This window comes from Brenneria sp. hezel4-2-4 (assembly GCF_013155275.1).
Lineage (GTDB): Bacteria > Pseudomonadota > Gammaproteobacteria > Enterobacterales > Enterobacteriaceae > Brenneria.
The window spans coordinates 507356-528536 of record NZ_JABJXS010000003.1; the positions used below are offsets into that span (position 1 = coordinate 507356).

Annotated in this window: 16 protein-coding genes; 8 read left to right on the forward strand and 8 right to left on the reverse strand. The window is 53.6% G+C overall.

What is annotated here, in order from left to right:
* The first annotated feature begins 134 nt into the window (after nucleotides 1-134).
* The gene (gene pgl / locus HOY33_RS09105; RefSeq protein WP_172289888.1) at nucleotides 135-1133 is read left to right on the forward strand and encodes a 6-phosphogluconolactonase; all 999 of its coding nucleotides are present in this window, start codon (nucleotides 135-137) and stop codon (nucleotides 1131-1133) included.
* Between the two features lie 410 nt (nucleotides 1134-1543).
* Here pgl and HOY33_RS09110 read toward each other — a convergent pair whose 3' ends face one another.
* The 6 genes from HOY33_RS09110 to metG form a co-directional block, all read right to left on the reverse strand.
* Nucleotides 1544-2794 (reverse strand): LVIVD repeat-containing protein, encoded by a 1251-nt coding sequence (locus tag HOY33_RS09110; RefSeq protein WP_172289889.1) that lies wholly within the window; start codon nucleotides 2792-2794, stop codon nucleotides 1544-1546.
* A gap of 14 nt (nucleotides 2795-2808) precedes the next feature.
* Nucleotides 2809-3885: a sugar ABC transporter substrate-binding protein gene (locus HOY33_RS09115; RefSeq protein WP_172289890.1), complete on the reverse strand. Its 1077-nt coding sequence runs from the start codon at nucleotides 3883-3885 to the stop codon at nucleotides 2809-2811.
* Nucleotides 3886-4170: 285 nt separating this feature from the next.
* Nucleotides 4171-4809 (reverse strand): formate dehydrogenase-N subunit gamma, encoded by a 639-nt coding sequence (gene fdnI / locus HOY33_RS09120; RefSeq protein ID WP_172289891.1) that lies wholly within the window; start codon nucleotides 4807-4809, stop codon nucleotides 4171-4173.
* Complete coding sequence (gene fdxH / locus HOY33_RS09125) at nucleotides 4802-5695, reverse strand: formate dehydrogenase subunit beta (RefSeq protein WP_172289892.1); 894 nt, start codon at nucleotides 5693-5695, stop codon at nucleotides 4802-4804. Before fdxH ends, fdnI begins: the two co-directional genes overlap by 8 nt.
* 12 nt (nucleotides 5696-5707) lie before the next feature.
* Nucleotides 5708-8755 carry a formate dehydrogenase-N subunit alpha gene (fdnG, locus tag HOY33_RS09130; protein WP_172289893.1) on the reverse strand — a complete coding sequence of 1016 codons (3048 nt, stop codon included), beginning with the start codon at nucleotides 8753-8755 and terminating at the stop codon, nucleotides 5708-5710.
* A gap of 283 nt (nucleotides 8756-9038) precedes the next feature.
* Nucleotides 9039-11066, reverse strand: coding sequence for a methionine--tRNA ligase (metG, locus tag HOY33_RS09135; RefSeq protein WP_172289894.1), 2028 nt, complete (start codon nucleotides 11064-11066; stop codon nucleotides 9039-9041).
* 235 nt (nucleotides 11067-11301) lie between these two features.
* Here metG and apbC point away from each other — a divergent pair, with 235 nt between their 5' ends.
* From apbC to asmA, 4 genes are all read left to right on the forward strand, one after another.
* Nucleotides 11302-12411: an iron-sulfur cluster carrier protein ApbC gene (gene apbC, locus HOY33_RS09140; protein WP_172289895.1), complete on the forward strand. Its 1110-nt coding sequence runs from the start codon at nucleotides 11302-11304 to the stop codon at nucleotides 12409-12411.
* Nucleotides 12412-12591: 180 nt separating this feature from the next.
* Nucleotides 12592-13233 carry a uridine kinase gene (udk, locus tag HOY33_RS09145; RefSeq protein ID WP_172289896.1) on the forward strand — a complete coding sequence of 214 codons (642 nt, stop codon included), beginning with the start codon at nucleotides 12592-12594 and terminating at the stop codon, nucleotides 13231-13233.
* A gap of 47 nt (nucleotides 13234-13280) precedes the next feature.
* Complete coding sequence (gene dcd / locus HOY33_RS09150) at nucleotides 13281-13862, forward strand: dCTP deaminase (RefSeq protein ID WP_172289897.1); 582 nt, start codon at nucleotides 13281-13283, stop codon at nucleotides 13860-13862.
* A 33-nt stretch (nucleotides 13863-13895) separates the two neighbouring features.
* Entirely contained in the window at nucleotides 13896-15731 is a 1836-nt protein-coding gene (gene asmA / locus HOY33_RS09155; RefSeq protein WP_172289898.1) for an outer membrane assembly protein AsmA, read from the forward strand.
* Between the two features lie 32 nt (nucleotides 15732-15763).
* Here asmA and HOY33_RS20740 read toward each other — a convergent pair whose 3' ends face one another.
* Nucleotides 15764-15889 carry a hypothetical protein gene (locus HOY33_RS20740; RefSeq protein ID WP_256380220.1) on the reverse strand — a complete coding sequence of 42 codons (126 nt, stop codon included), beginning with the start codon at nucleotides 15887-15889 and terminating at the stop codon, nucleotides 15764-15766.
* 147 nt (nucleotides 15890-16036) lie between these two features.
* A complete protein-coding gene (locus HOY33_RS09160; protein WP_172289899.1) occupies nucleotides 16037-17623 on the reverse strand; it encodes a TerC family protein in 1587 nt (528 codons plus the stop codon).
* Between the two features lie 752 nt (nucleotides 17624-18375).
* Between HOY33_RS09160 and wecA the strand changes: the two genes are divergently transcribed.
* The 3 genes from wecA to HOY33_RS09175 all read left to right on the forward strand — a co-directional run bounded on the left by wecA (nucleotide 18376) and on the right by HOY33_RS09175 (nucleotide 21161).
* Entirely contained in the window at nucleotides 18376-19455 is a 1080-nt protein-coding gene (gene wecA / locus HOY33_RS09165; RefSeq protein WP_172289900.1) for a UDP-N-acetylglucosamine--undecaprenyl-phosphate N-acetylglucosaminephosphotransferase, read from the forward strand.
* A 126-nt stretch (nucleotides 19456-19581) separates the two neighbouring features.
* Nucleotides 19582-20718, forward strand: coding sequence for a polysaccharide export protein (locus tag HOY33_RS09170; protein WP_172289901.1), 1137 nt, complete (start codon nucleotides 19582-19584; stop codon nucleotides 20716-20718).
* 8 nt (nucleotides 20719-20726) lie between these two features.
* Nucleotides 20727-21161: a protein tyrosine phosphatase gene (locus HOY33_RS09175; protein WP_172289902.1), complete on the forward strand. Its 435-nt coding sequence runs from the start codon at nucleotides 20727-20729 to the stop codon at nucleotides 21159-21161.
* Nucleotides 21162-21181 lie beyond the last annotated feature (20 nt).

Here is a 21181-nt window from a genome sequence, read left to right on the forward strand (position 1 = left end):
AATAACGCTATTAACGATGATGTTACACTGGAAGTCAGGTTGCGAAAATATGAGTCGTATGACTTATCTCTGTTTTTGATAAAAAACTCTGCCTATGCTTGAGCAGTGAACGTCGCATGAATGAGGAGAATACGATGCAGCAAGTAGTTTATGTCGCCAGCCCGGAAAGTCAGCAGATCCATGTGTGGCAACTCGGCACGCAAGGCGGACTGACATTATTACAGGTTGTTGATGTGCCCGGGCAGGTACAACCGATGGTGATTGCGCCTGATAAACGCCATCTGTATGTGGGGGTTCGCCCCGAGTTTCGCGTCATCAACTACCGCATTGACGATCGGGGTCTGCTGACGGACGCGGGCGCCGCATCCTTGCCCGGCAGCCCGACCCATCTTTCTACCGATCGGGACGGCCGTTTCCTGTTCAGCGCCTCCTATAGCGGCGCTTGCGTCAGCGTTAGCCCGATTGACGCGAATGGCATTGTTGGCGAGCCGATCCAGCAGTTGGACGGTTTGGAGGGGTGCCACTCAACCAATATCGACCCGCACAATGCGGTGATCTGGGCGCCTTGCCTGAAAGAAGATCGCATTCGTTTATACGATCTGGGGGAAACGGGCGAACTGAGCGTACATCGTCAGCCGGCCATGGCCGCCGTTGCAGGGGCGGGGCCGCGCCATATGGCATTCCACCCCAACCAACGCTTTGCCTATTGCGTCAATGAACTGAACAGTTCGGTGGACGTTTATCAGCTCGACGCGCCGAACGTCCAATTGCAGAAAGTCCAGACGTTGGACGCCATGCCCGCCGATTTTGCCGATACGCGCTGGGCGGCGGATATTCACATCACGCCCGATGGCCGTTTTCTGTACATCAGCGATCGCACCGCCAGCCTGCTGAGCATTTTCCAGGTATCCGAAGATGGCAGCACGCTGTCTCTGACCGGCCATCAGCCGACGGAAACACAGCCGCGCGGCTTCAATATCGATCATAACGGCGAGTTCCTGATTTCCGCCGGACAGAAATCGGATCATATCGAGGTGTATCGTATTAACGGGGCTGATGGCGGATTACAGCCGCTGGCGCGTTATGCGGTGGGGCAGGGGCCGATGTGGGTGAGCGTGTTGGCGCTGGATTGAGTTTCAGCGGGAGCCTGGCGTTCAGCACCTCGTGCTCTGTCTATTAGTCACATATTTACCGATAATAGTCTCTGTGAGTTCAGAGCTATTTCGTGCGCGAAAATAAAGGTATTTTCATGCCACGGCGAAGCACGCGCCCGACAAGGAGCGCTCAATCGCCGCAGCTCCTTGACCTCTGGCTTCCGGCTGAAATTATGCCGCTGACGCGGTTCCCTCGGCGCCCATGACCGCTATTCGAGCCACCAGTGACGCGTTCCCGACGCGGCACTGGTTTTCGCAGCATCCATGCTGCTCACTCGGCGGTCAAGTTCACCTCAGCATAATTTCTTACGCCGGGTAACGGAAAAACCGTCATGAGTCCCTGCATTTGTGTATAAGAGACAGGTGTGCAACGGGGCTGAGCGCATGACTTAACCGCGATACTCTATGATCGACAGGCCCGCGTTGTAGTCGGTGCTGTAGATAATGCCTTCGGCATCGACAAACACATCACAGGATTGAATCACCGACGGCCGGCCGGGGCGCTTGTCTATCATGCGTTGCGGCGCGGCGGGCACCAGCGCGCCGGTTTCTTTCGGTCGATAGGGGTTGCTGATATCGTAAGCCCTGACGCCGGCGTTCTGATAGGTGGCGAAAATCAGCGTTGAGCTGATAAAGCTGCCCGGGCGGTTTTCGTGCAGGTTATGCGGGCCGAAGTGCGCGCCTTTTTTCACATAATCCGTTTCGGTCGGCTGTGGAAAGGTGGCGATACTGACCGGATTGGCCGGTTCGCGAATATCAAACACCCAGATAAGCTTCTCGCCATCTTCCTGATTATCCAGCACCGCTTCATCCAGAACGATTAACAAATCACGATCGGGCAGCGGAAGCGCGGTATGTGTTCCTCCGCCGAAAGGCGGGCTCCAGTTACGATGGCTAATAAGCTGAGGCTTGTGGCGATCGCGGACGTCCAGCAGCGTTAAGCCGCCGTCGCGCCAGCTGGCGTAAGCCGTATCGCCGCTGATAATGGCGTGATGCAGCGCATATCGTTTACCTTCCGGCCAGGTCGGCTGCTCGCCGCCGGCGCTATGCATCCCCGGCAGCCAGTAGCGCCCGGCGACCTGAGGGCGTTGCGGATCGGCCAAATCGATAGTCAGAAAAATGTAATCGCTGTATCCGTCCAGTAGGGCGGAAACATAGGCCCAGCGGCCGCCGACGTACCAGATACGGTGAACGCCAATACCGTCCAGCGACAGGAAGCTGATTTCGCGCGGCTTATCCGGCGTCGAAATATCGAAAATACGCAGCCCGGCGCTCCAGCTTTTTCCCTGCTGCCGGGTGCTTATCGTCTCGGCGACGGCGCGGGTGTAGTAGACTTTTTCTTCGGCAAAGCTGGCATCGGCGAACAGATCCCGGGCATTGACGACCAGCAGCAGATCGTCGTGCGTCTGAAGGTGGATATTCCAGGTTCCCGGCGGCGCGGCGATAAACCCGGCGGGCTTCGGGTTTTTAGGATCGCACACGTCAACAATCGATACCCCCTGTGAAACCATATGCCCGATATAGGCATAACCGCGATGAACCATCACCTGTACGCCATCAGGTCGGCCTCCCTGATCGCTGTGTCCGATTAACCGCATATTGCGGCTGTATTCCGGCGTTGGCAGAGGCGTGGATGCCATAGGTTATCTCCCTGTTATTTAGCCTGTTTGGCTTCCAATGTAGCAAACCAGGGCGCAATAAAATCATCGGTTTGGCCCCAGCCGGGAATAATTTTACTCAGACCGGCAACGTTTACCGGGCCAGGCTGACTGGCTAATAGCGCCTGAGGAATGGATGCGCCGCGGAATTCATAAGTGGCGGGAGTCGGTTCGCCGGCGATTTTGTTGGCGACCAGACGCAGGTTTACTTTGCCAATCAGCTTAGGATCGACGGCCACACTCACTTTCCACGGGCTATTGGCTTCCCGCATCAGTTGCAGATCCTGATTGGAAATATCGATGCTGTAGAGTTTGATTTCAGTACGGCCGTTTTCTTTCAATGCCTTATAAGCCCCCTGACTGAACGCGTCCCACGTGCCCCAGATGGCGTCGATTTTGCCTTTCGGATATTTGGCCAGCACCGCGCCGACTTTGTTGGCGGTATCGCCCTGCACATCGGAAGAGACGGCGCCGATGGATTCCAGCTCTTTGATGCCGGGGTTGGCCTTCAGGATTTGCTGATAGGCGGCCTGACGACGCTCCATTGGCGGAAAGCCGGCGACCCACAGTTTGATGATATTGGCTTTACCGTTGAAATCTTTAACCAGTTGACCGAATGACTCATCGGTCAGGGAGGCATCATCCTGCTGGGTGACGGTAACACCCGGGATCTCGCCGTTAACGGCGGTATCAAACACCGATACCGCAATACCGCTGTCGACGATGCGTTTGATTAGCTCGGTCGAATAGGGATCGCGTCCCTGTGACAGAATGATGCCGTCGTATTTCTGGCTGATAGCCTGATTCACGAAGTCCTGAAAGCGGGCATCGTCGCCGTTGCTCAGAAAGGTGCTGACCTTAAAGCCCAGCTTTTTGCCTTCTTCGAGTACGCCGGAGATAAACTGGGTGGTGTTGTCGTCAGAACCCAGATTGCGGATAACCGCGATCCGTACCGGGCCGTCGTGCTGAGCCAGACTGGCAGGAATAGGGGCAATTGCGGTTGTCTGGCCGGCAAACGCAGGTAACGACGCGATCAGGCTTAATGCCAGCAGGGCGGGGGTGAATTTCTTCATTATCAGCTCCATGGTGTCTCAGCAATGTTGTGTGTTATACACAATTTATGGCTATCTTTATGTCTGGATGTCTATTTTAAGACGATAGCGCATCATAACTGCTAAGCGATAATGGAGGAATGGGGTAACGTTATGACTTTTGGGCGTAAGTTATAACCTTTAGTTTGCCTATTCGCCGACTCCACGTCCTGCGGCGCATTCGCGGGAACGCCCGCCTCGGCGTAATGGCTTACGCCGAGGCACGCCGAATATTTATGCCGGGCGTTGGCGGGGAGCGTAACGGGGTTATTTTTTCACCTGGGATTTTTCTTTCAGGCTGCGCGCCCAGCGGGGATGGTGCTTCTTCGCCCACTGTTCGGAAACCTTGCCCTCGATCATGCCTTTAATCGACCCTTTGACCCAGAATGCCATATACATATGGATCAGAATGGCATGGATCAGCACGATAGCCGCTGTCGCATGAATCAGAATGGCATAACGCACCACGTCAATGGGAAATAGATGCGCGAAGTACGGGCGCCACATGATGATGCCGGTAATCAGCAATACCAGCGTTAAGCCCATGATGCTCCAGAACATCATTTTCTGCCCGGGGTTATATTTGCCCACATCGGACACTTCATGCTCGTTGCCTTTCAATACCTCAACGATATGGAGAAACCAGGGCAGGTCGCCGCGTTTCGGAATATTGTGGCCGACAAAACGGATAAACATCGGGATCAGGCAGATAACAATCAATACCCCGAAAACAGGATGCATGATCCGCCCCATCTGCGGCGTGCCAAATGTTTGCGTCAGCCACTGCAAGGTGGGAAAGAACAGGGCGATACCGGACAGCGCAACCAGAAAAAAGCTGATCACCACGATCCAGTGACAGATGCGATCGATGAATTTGGTGCGCAAAATCATTTTCTGCTTACTCATGTTTGTTCTCCCCTTCATTGTCGTGCTCCATTTCTTCCGTATTGGGGCCAATGCCGACGTAGTGGAACATCAGTCCGGCAAAGGTGGCGACAAACCCGAGCGCCGACAGCGGTTTGAGAATGCCTTTCCACAGATTGACCGGGGTGGAGATTTGCGGATTATCCGGCAGATGGTGATACAGCGACGGTCTGTCGGCGTGGTGCAGCACATACATCACGTGCGTGCCGCCGACGCCTTGCGGATCGTAAAGACCGGCGTGTGAATAACCGCGTTTTTTCAGGTCGACCAGGCGTTCCTGCGCCAGGTGTTTCATCTCTTCTTTGGTGCCGAAACGGATCGCCCCGGTCGGGCAGGTTTTCACACAGGCAGGCTCCTGCCCGACGCTGACCCGGTCAACGCACAGCGTACATTTGTAAACCCGGTTATCGTCTTTATTCAGCCGTGGAATATTGAACGGGCAACCGGCGATGCAGTAGCCGCAGCCGATACAGTGTTCGGACTGAAAATCCACGATGCCGTTGGCATATTGAATCACTGCGCCGGCGGACGGACAGGCTTTCAGGCAGCCGGGATCGCTACAGTGCATACAGCCGTCTTTGCGGATCAGCCACTCCAGGCGGTCATTTTCTTCGATCTCGGAAAAACGCATCAGCGTCCAGGACTTGGCGCTGAGGTCGGCCGGGTTATCGTAAACCCCGGCATTGTGACCGACTTCATCACGAATATCGTTCCATTCAGAGCAGGCGACCTGACAGGCTTTACAGCCAATACAGGTGGTGACGTCGATAAGTTTCGCCACTTCGCTTTTATCACTACGCACCTGCGGCGGCGGCGTGAAGGCATTGGTGGCCGAACGTTTAATAATATCTTGAGATTGCATTGACATGGTTGGCTACCCTTACACCTTCTCTACATTAACCAAAAACGCTTTGTACTCAGGCGTTTGTGTATTCGCGTCGCCGACGCTGGGGGTGAGCGTGTTAGCCAGGAACCCCTTACGGGTGGCGCCCTCAAAACCCCAGTGGCACGGAATGCCAATGGTTTCCACGCTACGACCGGCGATGTGCAGCGTTTTGATGCGCTTGGTCACCACCGCTTTGGCCTTGATGTAGCCGCGCTGACAGGAGATTTTGACCTCATCGCCCGCTTTGATGCCTTTGCTGTGCGCCAGATTTTCACCGATTTCGATAAATTGCTCTGGTTGTACAATGGCATTCAGCCGTGCGTGTTTTGTCCAGTGACGGAACAGTTCGGTAATCGAGTAGGTTGTTGCAACGTAAGGGAAGTCTTTGGCTGACCCCATGGTTTTCGCATCGCGGGCAAACAGACGCGCCGCCGGGCTTGACACCACGGACGGGTGCAGCGGGTTGGTGCCGATTGGGGTTTCAATCGGTTCATAGTGTTCAGGGAACGGGCCATCCACCAGTTTATCCACGGAGAACAGCCGCGCCAGACCTTCCGGCAGCATGATAAACGGCCCGGTATCTTTACCCGGCGGAACGGCGCTGGCAAAGTCCGGCACATCAATCCCCTGCCACTTCCGGCCGTTCCATTCCAGCAGCTTGCGTTTGCTGTCCCACGGCTTGCCTTGCAGATCGGCCGAGGCGCGGTTGTACAGAATGCGGCGGTTTTGCGGCCAGGCCCATGACCAGTTTGGCGTACAGCCCAGACCGGCATCGGCGTTGTCGCGTTTGTCCATCTGATTGCCGGCTTCGGTCCAGCTACCGGCGTAAATCCAGCAGAAACTGGCGGTGGTGCCGTCATCGCGCAACTGCGAGAAGTCCGCGATTTGCTGGCCTTTTTTCAGCATCAGTTCGCCGCTGTCGTCATAGAGATCCGTCAGCGCCATGCCGTTGGCTTCGCGCGCGACTTCTTCCGGCGTCGGGTCTTGCGGATCCTGATAATTCCAGTTGATATTCATCAACGGCTCCGGAAACGCGCCGCCTTCTTCCTGATAAAGCTCCCGCAGGCGCATCAGTAATTTGCCGAGGATCTTGCCGTCATGCAGCGCTTCTCCCGGCGGCTCGGCCGCCGCCCAGTGCCATTGCAGCCAGCGTCCCGAGTTGGCGATAGAGCCGTTTTCTTCGGCAAAGCAGGATGATGGCAGGCGAAACACTTCTGTCTGGATGGACTGCGTATCGACGTCGTTAAACTCGCCGTGGTTTTGCCAGAAGGTGGAGGTTTCCGTCGCCAGCGGGTCAATGGTCACCATGAACTTGAGTTTGGACAGCGCTTGCGTGGCTTTATTTTTGTTGGAAAAGGCGGCGACAGGATTAAAGCCCTGAACGATATAACCGTTCATTTTGCCTTCCATCATCAGTTCGGTCTGCGCCATGACGTCGTAGCTGCGATCCCACTTGGGCAACCAGTCATAGCCCCAGTTGTTTGCGGGTTGGGCATGTTCGCCGTAGAAACTCTTCATCATACTGATAAAGAATTTTGGGGTGTTTTTCCAGAAGTTAACCTGTTCGGGCAGCAGGGCGGTCGGCGTGATTTGTCCCAGATAGGTCTTCAGGTCAACCTGTTTTTCGGACGGCAACGGCATATAGCCGGGCAGGTTGGTGGTCAGCAAACCGAGGTCGGTATACCCCTGAATATTGGAGTGGCCGCGCAGGGCGTTAATACCGCCGCCCGCCATGCCGATGTTGCCCAGCAGCAGTTGGATAATCGCCGCCGCGCGGATAATCTGGGCGCCGTTGGTGTGGTGCGTCCAGCCCAGCGCGTACATGAAAGTGGCGGTTTTGTCGGGGACGCAGGTTTCCGCCAGCGTACGGCAGATTTCCGCATAATCTTTCGCGGAGGTGCCGCACAGGGAGGTCACCATCTCTGGGGTATAGCGTTCCACGTGTTTCTTCAGCAGATTCCACACGCAGCGCGGATGCGACAAGGTGACGTCGCGTTTGGCGAAGCCGGATGCATCCAGTTCATACTGCCAACTGGATTTATCATACTGGCGGGTTTGCTCATCGTAACCGCTGAACAGCCCCTCATCGAAACTGAAATCGTCGCGCACGATCAGGCTGGCGCTGGTGTAGGAGACGACGTACTCGCGGTGGATCTTATCGTGGGTGATGAGGTAGTTGACGATACCGAGCAGAAACGCGGCGTCTGAGCCGGCGCGGATCGGCGCGTACAGATCCGCCACGGCGGCCGAGCGGTTAAAGCGCGGGTCAACGACGATCAGTTTCGCATCGTTATGGGTTTTGGCTTCCACAGCCCATTTAAAACCGACGGGGTGGGCTTCCGCCGGGTTGCCGCCCATGACGATCACCACGTTGGCGTTTTTGATATCGACCCAGTTGTTGGTCATGGCTCCGCGACCAAAGGTCGGCGCCAGCGCGGCGACGGTAGGGCCGTGACACAGGCGCGCCTGACAGTCGATGGCGACCATACCCAGCGCACGGGTAAATTTCTGGTCGAGAACGCCGGTTTCATTACTGGCGGCGGAGGAGCACAGCATTCCGGTCGTCAGCCAGCGGTTGACGGTGGCGCCGTGGGCGTTGGTGCGTTCAAAGTTGGCGTCGCGGTCGGCCTTCATCAGCCGGGCAATGCGGTCGATGGCCTCATCCCAACTGATGCGCTGCCATTTGTCGGCGCCCGGCGCGCGATATTCCGGGTATTGCAGGCGGTTTTCACTGTGAATATAGTCCACCAGACCGGCGCCTTTGGGACATAGCGAACCGCGGCTGACCGGATGGTCGGCATCGCCTTCAATATGGAAAATAGAGGGTTTAGCGTTTTTTGCCCCGTCGCCCAGGCTGTACATGAGAATGCCGCAGCCAACGGAACAGTAAGTGCAGTTGTTGCGCGTTTCTTTGGCTCGTAACAGCTTGTATTGACGTACTGATGCCATTGCTTCCGTTGGTGTGAAACCCAATACCGCGAGCGTGGTGCCGGCCATCCCTCCCGCGCAAACTTTAAAGAAACCTCTTCGATTCAGTTGCATTAGTTTCCCTGTTTTATTATGTGTCGTTTTTATTGCAGGCAATTTATCAACACACAATTTGTGGGTTTTGCGCGAAATCAAAATTTAACTATTTAAAGTCGTTGATTACTTATTCGTGGGAATGGTTTATGTGATATGAATCACATTTATTGGGGTGGCGAGTTAAATATGTGTTTAATTTGGGATATGGCGTGTAACGGAATAATGAACAAAAATCAGCGCGGCGAAATGAGGAAAAGTGGGGAAAATAACAGGCCGAACAGATGTTCGGCCTGAGTGGGGATTATTTGACCTGCATACCCGGCTGAGCGCCGCTATCCGGGCTGAGCAGGAAAATATCTTTCCCGCCCGGGCCGGCGGCCATCACCATGCCTTCCGATACGCCAAAACGCATTTTGCGCGGCGCAAGATTGGCGACCATTACCGTCAGACGGCCTTCCAGTACGGACGGTTCGGGATAAGCCGTGCGGATACCGGAGAACACCTGACGGGTTTCGCCGCCCAGATCCAGCGTTAAGCGCAGCAGCTTGTCGGAACCGTCAACCAACTCAGCCTGTTTGATCAGGGCGATGCGCATATCCACCTTATCAAAATCGTCAAACTTTATGGTTTCCTGAATCGGGTTGTCCGCCAACGGGCCGGTCACGACTTTTGCCGTCGCCATATCTTCTTTGGACGCATCCACCATGGCGTTAACCTTATCCAGATCGATACGGTTGAAAAGGGCTTTAAAGGTGTTCACCTGATGATTAAGCAACGGCGTGGTGATTTCATCCCACTTCAGTTCCTGATTCAGGAACGCTTCCGCACGCTCCGCCAGCGCCGGCAGCACCGGCTTCAGATAGGTCATCAATACCCGGAACAGATTGATGCCCATGGAACAGATCGCCTGAAGATCGGCATCGCGGCCTTCTGCTTTGGCCACCACCCACGGCGCCTGCTCGTCCACATAACGGTTTGCCAGATCGGCCAGCGCCATGATTTCACGGATTGCCTTGCCGGATTCGCGGCTGGCGTAGGATTCGGCGATAGTTTCCGCGGCATCGGTAAAGGTGCGGTACAGCGCGGCGTCAGCCAGCTTATCCGCCAGCTTGCCGTCAAAACGCTTGCTGATAAACCCGGCGTTGCGCGAGGCCAGATTCACCAGTTTGTTGACGATATCCGCGTTCACGCGCTGAACGAAATCTTCCAGATTGAGGTCGATATCGTCAATGCGCGAAGAGAGCTTCGCCGCGTAGTAATAGCGCAGGCAGTCGGCATCCAGATGTTGCAGATAGGTATCGGCCTTGATGAACGTGCCGCGTGACTTGGACATCTTGGCGCCGTTGACCGTTACATAACCGTGCACAAACAGGTTGGTGGGCTTACGGAAACCGCTGCCTTCCAGCATGGCCGGCCAGAACAGGCTGTGGAAATAGACGATGTCTTTGCCGATGAAATGATACAGATCGGCGCTGGAGTCTTTGCGCCAGAACTCGTCGAAATCCATATCGCCGCGTTTGTCGCACAGGTTTTTGAATGAACCCATGTAGCCGATGGGCGCGTCCAGCCAGACGTAGAAATATTTGCCCGGCGCGTCAGGCACTTCGAAACCGAAGTAGGGCGCATCGCGGGAGATATCCCACTGTTGCAGGCCGGCGTCAAACCACTCCTGCATTTTGTTGGCGACCTGTTCCTGTAGCGCGCCGGATCGCGTCCAGGCATGCAGCATGTCGCTGAAAGCCGGCAAATCAAAGAAGAAATGCTCTGATTCGCGCATCACCGGCGTGGCGCCGGATACCGCGGATTTCGGGTCGATCAATTCAGTCGGACTGTAGGTCGCGCCGCAAACTTCGCAGTTATCGCCGTACTGATCGGCGGCTTTACATTTTGGACAGGTGCCTTTCACGAAACGGTCGGGCAGAAACATGCCTTTTTCCGGATCGTAAAGCTGAGAAATAGTGCGGTTTTTAATAAAACCGTTCTCTTTCAGCCGACGGTAAATCAGACCGGACAGCTCGCGGTTCTCTTCACTGTGGGTCGAGTGATAGTTGTCATAGCTGATGTTGAAACCGGCGAAATCTTGTTGATGTTCCTGACTCATCGCCGCAATCATCTGCTCTGGCGCGATTCCCATCTGCTGAGCTTTCAGCATGATCGGCGTGCCGTGGGCATCGTCCGCACAGATAAAATAAACCTGGTTGCCGCGCATTCGCTGGTAACGAACCCAGATATCCGCCTGAATGTGTTCAAGCATATGACCGAGGTGGATCGAACCATTAGCGTAAGGCAGCGCGCACGTTACCAATATTTTCTTTGCGACTTGAGTCATGAGGAACTTGCTTTCTTTTGTGATAGAGGGAAACCGATGTTAACCGATAGCGGCTTGCGGCGTAAACCGCTGCCGCGTCTAAACCTGTCGCTATAGGGAAGTCTGATCGGCCCGAACGGATGATTCAGTACCTCCGTCAGGGTTTTTTACGCCCGATCGCGCAAGTCGCGCTGTGCTTCTGGTATGCTATAACCGTTTTTTATCGGTTAAATAATGAGAATTTCAAGGAGCCGGAATGAACCCTAACTTCCCCGAACAGCGTCCGGAAGCGCTGCGCGCCATGGTTACCGGGGTACTGTCGACGTTTCAGCACCCGACGTTGAAAAATAATCTGACGACGCTGAATGCGCTGCACCACTGCGCGCTGCTGGATGATGTGCTGCATATTGAATTGACGATGCCGTTTGCCTGGCTGAGCGGTCTGGAAGCGTTGAAAGAGACGGTGAGTGATGAGCTGCTGCGCCTGTCAGGCGCCAACGCGGTAGAGTGGCGTTTGACGCATAATATCGCCACGCTGCGCCGGGTGAACGATCAGGCCGGCGTGAAAGGCGTGAAGAACATTATCGCGGTCAGCTCCGGCAAAGGCGGCGTCGGCAAGTCCAGCACCGCGGTGAATATGGCGCTGGCGCTGGCGGCGGAAGGAGCCAATGTCGGTATTCTGGATGCCGATATTTACGGGCCGTCGATCCCGACCATGCTGGGGGCGGCGAGCGAACGTCCGACCTCGCCGGACGGCCAGCATATGGCGCCGATTATGGCGCACGGACTGGCGACCAATTCGATTGGCTATCTGGTTACCGATGATAACGCCATGGTGTGGCGCGGGCCGATGGCCAGCAAAGCGCTGCTGCAACTGTTGCAAGACACCCTGTGGCCGGATCTGGATTATCTGGTGCTGGACATGCCGCCGGGAACCGGGGATATCCAACTGACGCTGGCGCAAAGTATTCCGGTCACCGGCGCGGTGGTGGTGACCACGCCGCAGGATATCGCATTGATGGATGCCATGAAAGGGATCGCCATGTTTGAGAAAGTCAGCGTGCCGGTTCTGGGCATCGTTGAAAACATGAGCGTGCATATTTGCAGCCACTGCGGTCATCTGGAACCCATTTTCGGGACTGGCGGCGCGCAAAAACTGGCGGAAAAATACCACTGCGCGCTATTGGGGCAACTGCCGCTGCATATCTCTTTGCGTGAAGATCTGGATCGCGGGGAACCGACGGTGGTCAGCCATCCTGAGAGCGAATTTACCTCATTATACCGTGAACTGGCCGGCCAGGTCGCCGCACAGCTTTACTGGCAGGGCGAGGTTATTCCGACGGAGATCGCTTTTCGCGCGGTGTAAGCCGTTGCCTGCCGCTACGAAACAGGTATGCAGTAGCGGCATTATCCACCCGAGTTGCGCTGTTTACGTCGACGTCGGCCTAAAGGCTGGCGTGAACAGCGCTAACTCCCTATAATTGCCGCGTCACAGCACCTTTGGTGTATCCCTCTCTTTATTTATGTTAATCAGGTCGTTAATACCATGACTGATCAGTCTCATCAGTGTGTCATTATCGGGATAGCGGGTGCGTCTGCTTCCGGTAAAAGTCTTATTTCCAGCACGTTGTACCGTGAATTGCGTGACCAGGTGGGTGACGAACATATTGGTGTGATACCCGAAGACAGCTACTACAAAGATCAAAGCCACCTGACGATGGAAGAGCGGGTCAAAACAAACTACGACCACCCGAACGCGATGGATCACAGCCTGCTGCTGATGCATCTGCAAATGTTAAAAGCCGGTCAGGCGATAGAACTTCCCTTGTACAGCTATGTTGAACATACCCGTATGCAGGAAACCGTGCACCTTGAGCCGAAGAAGGTGATTATTCTGGAAGGCATTCTGCTGCTGACGGAAGCCCGTCTGCGTGACGAGATGAACTTTTCCATTTTTGTCGATACGCCGCTGGATATCTGCCTGATGCGCCGCATGCGCCGGGATGTCAACGAACGGGGCCGTTCAATGGATTCGGTGATGGAGCAGTATCAAAAAACGGTGCGTCCCATGTTCCTGCAATTCATCGAGCCGTCAAAACAATACGCCGATATTATCGTGCCGCGCGGCGGGAAAAACCGCATTGCGATTGATATTCTGAAAGCCAAGATAAGCCAGTTCTTTGAGTAATCTTTTGGGGTTTTGTTACCTAATACCGATGTCGAGTGGAGAAGAAGATGAGACTGTGTGATCGTGATATCGAGGCCTGGCTGGATGATGGCCGGTTGTCAATTACGCCCCGCCCGCCAACAGAAAGAATTAATGGCGCGACCGTTGATGTCCGTTTGGGCAATCAGTTCCGGGTATTCCGCGGGCATACGGCGGCCTTTATTGATTTAAGCGGTCCGAAAGATGAAGTCAGCGCGGCGTTGGATCGCGTAATGAGCGATGAAATCAATCTGCCGGAAGGCGAAGCCTTCTTTCTGCATCCGGGGGAATTGGCGCTGGCGGTCACGCTGGAGTCGGTGACTTTGCCGGATAACCTGGTCGGCTGGCTCGACGGGCGTTCTTCGCTGGCGCGTTTAGGGCTGATGGTTCACGTCACCGCGCACCGCATCGATCCAGGTTGGCAAGGAAGAATTGTGCTGGAGTTCTATAATTCAGGTAAGTTGCCGCTGGCGCTACGTCCCGGCATGATGATTGGCGCGCTGAGTTTTGAGCCGCTATCGGGGCCGGCGGCGCGTCCCTACAACCGTCGTCAGGATGCCAAATATAGAGATCAGCAGGGCGCGGTGGCGAGCCGGATCGACAAAGACTGACTATGGCTTAAGGCGAATGACAATGAGGATGGCATGAAACGATTTCTGACAACGCTGGCAATTCTGCTTGTTGTGCTGGTGGCAGGAATGACGGCGCTGGTAGTGCTGGTGAATCCCAATGACTTTCGCGCTTATATGGTTAGGCAAGTCGAGGAGCGTAGCGGTTATCAGCTACGGCTGGATGGCGACTTGCGCTGGCATGTCTGGCCGCAGTTGAGCATTCTGTCCGGCGGTATGTCGTTAAGCGCGCCGGGTTCGACGGCGCCGGTGGTTAGCGCGGAAAATATGCGGCTTGATGTACAGCTCCTGCCGCTGTTGTCCCACCGGCTGGCAGTCAAGCAGGTGATGCTGAAAGGCGCGGTGATCCAACTGACGCCGGAAAGCGAAGCGAAAAAGCCCAGCAATGCGCCCATTGCCCCATCAGGTTCGCCCGCGCCCGCCGAAGAACAAGGCTGGCGACTGGATATCGATAAACTCAGGATCGCCGACAGTCTGTTGATTCTGCAACGTAATGACCATGAACAACTCAACGTCCGCGATATCAATTTATTGATGGAACGGCATGACAACCGCCAGGTGAGTATTACTCTCTCCAGCCGGGTTAATCGCGATCAGCGGGATGTGGCTTTTTCTCTGTCCGCGGATATGGATATGCAGCACTTCCCACAGCAGGTTAATGCGACTATCAGCAAGCTGGACTACCAGATTCAAGGTGCGGGTATTCCCGAAGGCGGGATTAGCGGCAGCGGCAGTTTACAAGCCGGCTATCAGCGACAGCCTGAAAAAATCACCGTCGACCAACTGGCGCTGAGCGCCAATGAAAGTCAACTGACGGGCAGCGGCAGCGCGACGTTCGGGGATATTCCCGAGTATGTGGCGGATTTGAAATCTGACAAGCTTGATTTGGATTCACTGCTTGGTATCACACTTGCCGCCGATCGCGGCGCCTCTGCCGGTCAGATTAAAGCGGGAAAACCGGTAATCTCTGCTGAAGAAGCGCTGCCAAATAAGGGTGCGGGCGACCTGCAAGGATTTACCGCTCGACTGTCATTGCAAGCCGACTCGCTGATTTACCGTGGCCTTGATGTCAGTCAGTTCACTCTTCAGGCAACCAATCAGCAGGGGCTATTGGATATCGCCACGCTGAGTGGAAAATTGGGAGCGGGACATTTTTCTCTGCCTGGCAAGATGGATATCACCGCATCTCCCGTCATCACTATTCAGCCGGAACTGGATAATATCGATATCGCACCGCTGACGGCGGCATTTGCCTTGCCGGAAAGCCTGAGCGGTAAGCTCTCCATGCGCGGCGAGTTCGGCGGCGATTCCTTTACTCTGCCGGCCTTGATGCAGCAGTGGCGGGGGAGCGCGGCGCTGCAAGCCAGCAATCTGCGTTTCCACGGATTGAACATTCAGCAGATGGTGCAAATGGCCGTCGTGCGCAGTAGCAACAGTGTGCGAGGTCAGGAACGCTACGAACGTTATACCGAGGTGCGGCAGTTGACGGCAAACGTGCAGTTGAACGCAGGCAAGTTGAAGATAAATGAACTGAGCGGCAGCTCTGAATTTCTGGCATTGACCGGGGCCGGGCAGATTAACCTTCTGGCGAGAACCTGCGATACCAACCTGAACGTGCGGGTTACCGATGGTTGGCAGGGCGATGAGCAGTTGATTGAGGTATTGCGGGATACGGCGATTCCGTTACGGCTGTACGGTTCGTGGGACAAGCTGAATTATCAGTTGCAGGTGGATCAACTGCTGCGTAAGCGTCTGCAAAACGAACTGAAAAAACGGCTGAATGACTGGGCCGACGAAAATCAGCAAAGTCAGAAAGGTAAGGATCTGAAACAATTACTCGATCGGCTGTAAGCATAGGTTTTACGATTGATGCGCTTCTTTCGCTAACTGCGCCACGTCGTCGTGGGTAAGGGGGGATTTGCCGTACGCTGGTTTTTGATGCCTTTTTCTATCCCTAGTTCCATCCCTTTCTTAAAACCAATCTGTTCCAACTGTTGCGCGATGGTCATGATTTTCTCATCGGGGATAACGCTGAGATTTTTAAGACAGATTGAGAAATGGAGGTTTTCAATCCACTTATGATAAGCCTGTCGGGAGAAATGATTCAGGTCTGCGCCGCCAACGTAGAGGAGATGGGAACGATGGCGGCTATATCGTCAGACCTCGAAATCAGATTGCGGCCCGCCGTTCGGGGTGATCAGCACCTTCACAATACGATGGCTTTCTACGGAGAGAATGGTGAACTGGTAGCCATCAATAGACAGGGTGTCGCCGGCCTGCGGGATACGCTGAGAATGCTCCATCAATAACCCCGCCAGCGTGTAGTATTCACGTTTCTCATCCAGCGTGAGCGGGATGTACATGGTCAGATCTTCCAGGGGCATATAACCATTCGCCGTCCAACTGCCGTCCTCATTCTGTTGAATATCATGGCGGGCATCCAGTTCTTCCCCGGCCAATGGCAGGTTGCCGGCAATGGTTTCCATCACATCGCTGAGTGTGACAATGCCCTCCACCGAACCAAACTCATCAACGACAAACGCAAAGTGGGTTCGTGCTTCCCTGAATTGATCAAGGGCCAGCAACAGCGAAAGCTGTTCAGGAAAAACCAGTGGCTGGCGGACCAGAATACGCAGATCAAAAGGTTCATGATTTAGCTGTTGCTGCAACAGGTCTGTGACGTTCACTATCCCCAGCAGCTCATCTGAAGTGTTACTGTCGATTAGGACCAGACGGGTGTGCTGATTGGTTTTTAATATCTGCGCCAGTTGGTCTTGAGAAGTATTCAACTCCACCGGGTCAATGTCATGGCGGGACGTCATAATGCTGCTGATGGTTCGCTGCGCCATGCCAAGCACGCGCTCTATCATACGGCGCTCCTGCCGATTGAACACCTCTTGGCCGGTATGCGCATTATCCGCAATCATGGCTGACGTTTGATTGTCCAACTCCGCTTCATCATGATCCCCCCGCAGAATACGCAGAACGACCTCAGCGGTACGTTGACGCAAGGGAACGGAAGAGGAAAGAAAACGGCGACGGTTAAACTGCGACACCTGATTCAACAACTCAATGAGTACCGAGAAACCAATCGCGGCGTAGAGGTAGCCTTTGGGAATATGGTAGCCGAATGCATCCGCGACCAGGCTGAAACCGATCATCAGCAAAAAGCTCAGACACAAGATGACGATGGTCGGATGCGCGCTGACAAAGCGGGTCAACGGTTTGCTGGCTAACAGCATCAGGAAGATGGCAATCGTCACCGCAGACATCATCACTAGCAAGTGGTCGGTCATACCGACGGCGGTAATAACTGAATCGAGCGAGAAAATAGCATCCAGTACGACGATTTGCGCCACGACAGGCCAGAAACGCGCGCCTTTACGCTGTGCCTGCTGCTGCTGATCCTTGCCTTCCAGCCGTTCGTTGAGTTCTACCGTGGCCTTAAACAGCAGGAACACGCCGCCAACCAGCATAATGACATCACGGGCGCTGAATGCATGCTCAAGGAGCGTGAAGAGTGGGGTGGTCAGAGAAACCAGCCAGGAAATCGACGATAACAAAATCAGCCGCATTACCAGTGCCAGCAACAGGCCAACGACTCTGGCCTTATCTCTTTGTTCTTTGGGTAATTTTTCGGCAAGAATGGCAATAAATACGAGATTGTCAATTCCCAGCACCAGTTCCAGTACGACGAGTGTGGCCAGACCGGCCCATATCGTTGGATCTGCGATCCACTCCATACTTTTTATTTCACCTTTATTTGCATATGACGTCTGTTAGCGTATCAGGGCAAACACCGATGAACCAGAATTTGTGAGGATTTGTTGTCGGTTTTTCGGTGATGAAAACTGTTGTGCTCAAGTTGTACTCGTATCACTTAATTTCAACAGGAGAACAGGACATAAGCGCGATCTGAGCCGTGATGTTAACCAGTGGCTATAAAACTGATTAAAAATAACGCGTATTCATACATTTTTTAGCCTTATGGCTTTGCCCCAGCGCGTAATGTTTGAAGTGTTGTCAAACGGTGCATAGAATGTGTCTGAATGGTAACCATAATTTTACGGCTGTACATGCTGTTATCTTTAATAAAACTTTCACCAAAACCTACTGATTTCATCCTTTAAGTTAGTGTTTTGTTCTAATGGAGGCAGCACAGTTATGGATACGCGTAGTCTTATTCTGAAAAACTCTGCTTAAAACATCTTATCCTTGTGCTCTGCAATTACTCGTCAATACTATGAGGGTACAAAATTCGGTTTTTGTAATGAGTGTCACCTTATTTTAATAAAACATAATTGTTAAAATTTTGTTAATTATAATTCAGCTTTGGATAAGCATCGCGATGTCGCGTAATTGGCGTGATTTACGCATCCAAAGCCTCAGCCAGCAGGATGGCGTTCCGTACTTTTACAGCGCATTGGTTGCTATAAGCCAAGGGCGGTAGCGTGTCTGATGCTACATATTCATAACGGTTGATGATGGTGCAAAAATGCAAGAATTCACGGTTATTCTTATCAGCGCATTCGTTGCGCTGTTCTTGGCGAGAAAAGTGGCGGTAAAAGTAGGGTTGGTGGACAAACCCAATGTACGTAAAAAACACCACGGGCATATTCCGCTGGTCGGCGGGGTTTCAATTTATCTGGCGCTGTGGGTGTTGTATGTGCTTCATTCTGAATGGCTACCTGATTTTTCCCTTTATATGGTCTGCGCCAGCGCGCTGTTGATCATTGGCGTACTGGACGATCGTTTTGACCTGCCGGTACTGCCCCGTATCGGCTTACAGGCGCTGGTCGCCGGCGTGATGATGTATGCCGGGTTGTATCTTGTCTCGTTGGGAAACATTCTTTTTGGTTACGAGTTGTTTTTAGGCGTTATAGGCTATGGTGTGACGCTGTTTGCCGTATGGGGAGCCATCAATGCCTTTAATATGGTGGATGGGATCGATGGCCTGCTGGGTGCGCTTTCCTGCGTGACGTTCGGTGCGCTGGCGGTGGTATTTTATCTCGGCGAACATCACGAATTGGCGAGCTGGAGCGTATGTCTGCTTGCAGCTACGCTGCCTTATATTATGCTTAATCTGGGCATTCCATTGGGCGCTAAATTTAAGGTCTTTATGGGGGATGCGGGCAGCACGCTGATTGGTTTTACGGTCATCTGGCTTTTGATACTGGCGACTCAGGGCGAAGATGCAGTAATGCGCCCGGTTACGGCATTATGGCTTATCGCCATCCCTTTGATGGATATGATCACCATTATGGTGCGCCGAATCCGTAAAGGCCATAGCCCGTTCAAACCAGACCGCGAACATTTGCATCATATCTTGATGCGCGGCGGGTTAACGCCGCGGCAGGTTCTGGTTGTTATCGTTGCCGCCGCACTTTTATTTGCCGCAATTGGTATCATTGGCGAGCGCAATGGCGCAACTGATTTTATGATGTTAAGCGCGTTTGTGGCGGCGTTCGCGGGTTATTTCTGGTCAATTACACGTATATGGCGGGTACTGACTTGGGTGCGGCGTATCAACCACGGTCAGAGTGCGGTAACACGTCGTTCGGAGCAACATCGTTAAGATGTTGAATTACTCGCCTTTTATATGTCTGATGGCGGGTTTTATTTGAATAAATCTTCTCTATAAGAATTGTTTGTTTTATAGGGACTTGCGCAAATTTCAATTAAAAGCGATGGCATACACAGGATGATAAAGCACAGGTTAAAATTGATACCGCTGATGGTATCCGCAGTGCTGCTGAGTGGTTGCACCATTATTCCCGGCACGCACCTTTCCACCAGTGGAAAAGAGGTTGTAAAGCAGCAGGATGCTGATTTTGATATTAATAAGTTGGTCAATGTTTATCCGCTAACCCCATCTTTAGTGGATAAAATGCGCCTTAAGCCGCTGGTGGCGCAGACCAATCCACAGCTGGATCAAGAGTTACAGCGCTATGAATACCGTATCGGTATTGGTGATGTGATCATGGTGACAGTGTGGGATCACCCTGAGTTAACCACCCCGGCAGGGACATACCGTACGGCTGCCGATACTGGCAACTGGGTACACTCCGACGGTACGATTTTCTATCCTTATATTGGCAAGGTAAAAGTAGCCGGTAAGACGGTGACTGAGGTGCGTGATGAGATTATGGGCCGCCTGGCGACGTATATCGAATCCCCTCAGGTTGACGTCAGTATTGCCGCATTCAGATCGCAAAAAGCCTATGTGACCGGAGAAGTGACCACTTCGGGTCAACAGGAAATTACCAACGTGCCGTTGACGGTGCTGGACGCTATTAATAAAGCCGGCGGGTTAACGGAGAATGCCGACTGGCGTAATATTATCCTGACCCATAATGGCAAAGAGCAACGTATCTCCCTCCAGGCGCTGATGCAAAATGGCGACCTGTCGCAAAACCGTCTGCTGTATCCCGGTGATATCCTCTATATTCCCCGTAACGACGATCTGAAAGTCTTTGTGATGGGCGAAGTCAGTAAGCAGAGTACGCTGAAAATGGATCGCAGCGGTATGACGCTGACCGAAGCGTTGGGTAATGCAGAGGGGATATCACAGTCCGTTGCTGATGCCACCGGGGTATTTGTGATCCGCTCCTTACGCGGCACCGAGGGTAAAAAACTGGCGAATATTTATCAGTTAAATACAGCAGACGCTACCGCGCTGGTGATGGGGACTGAATTCCAGCTACAACCGTATGACATTGTTTATGTCACTACGGCGCCGCTGGTGCGTTGGAATCGTGTAATCAGTCAGATTGTCCCGACTATTTCTGGCTTTAATGAATTGACCGAAGGCACTTTACGTATCCGTAACTGGCCATAGAGATAACAATGTTTGAGTCTATTTTAGTGGTCTGTGTGGGCAATATCTGCCGCTCCCCTACCGGGGAGCGGTTGTTAAAACAGGCGTTACCCGCGAAACAGATTGCATCAGCTGGATTGGGGGCATTGGTAGGCAAACCGGCAGAGGCGACTGCAACAGATGTGGCCAGCCAACATGGTCTTTCGCTTGAAGGGCATTGCGCTCAGCAACTTACCTCCGCTTTATGCCGTCAGTATGATCTGATTTTGGTGATGGAAAAAGGCCATATCGATGCTGTTTGCCGAATTGCGCCAGAGGTTCGCGGTAAAACCATGCTATTCGGCTACTGGCTGAATCAACAGGAAATTGCCGACCCTTATCGTAAAAGCCGCGAAGCGTTTGAATTCGTCTATTCACAACTTGAGCAATCTGCCCAGAAATGGGTGCAAGCATTAAGCCGTTAAGTTAACAAGTCAGGGAAACC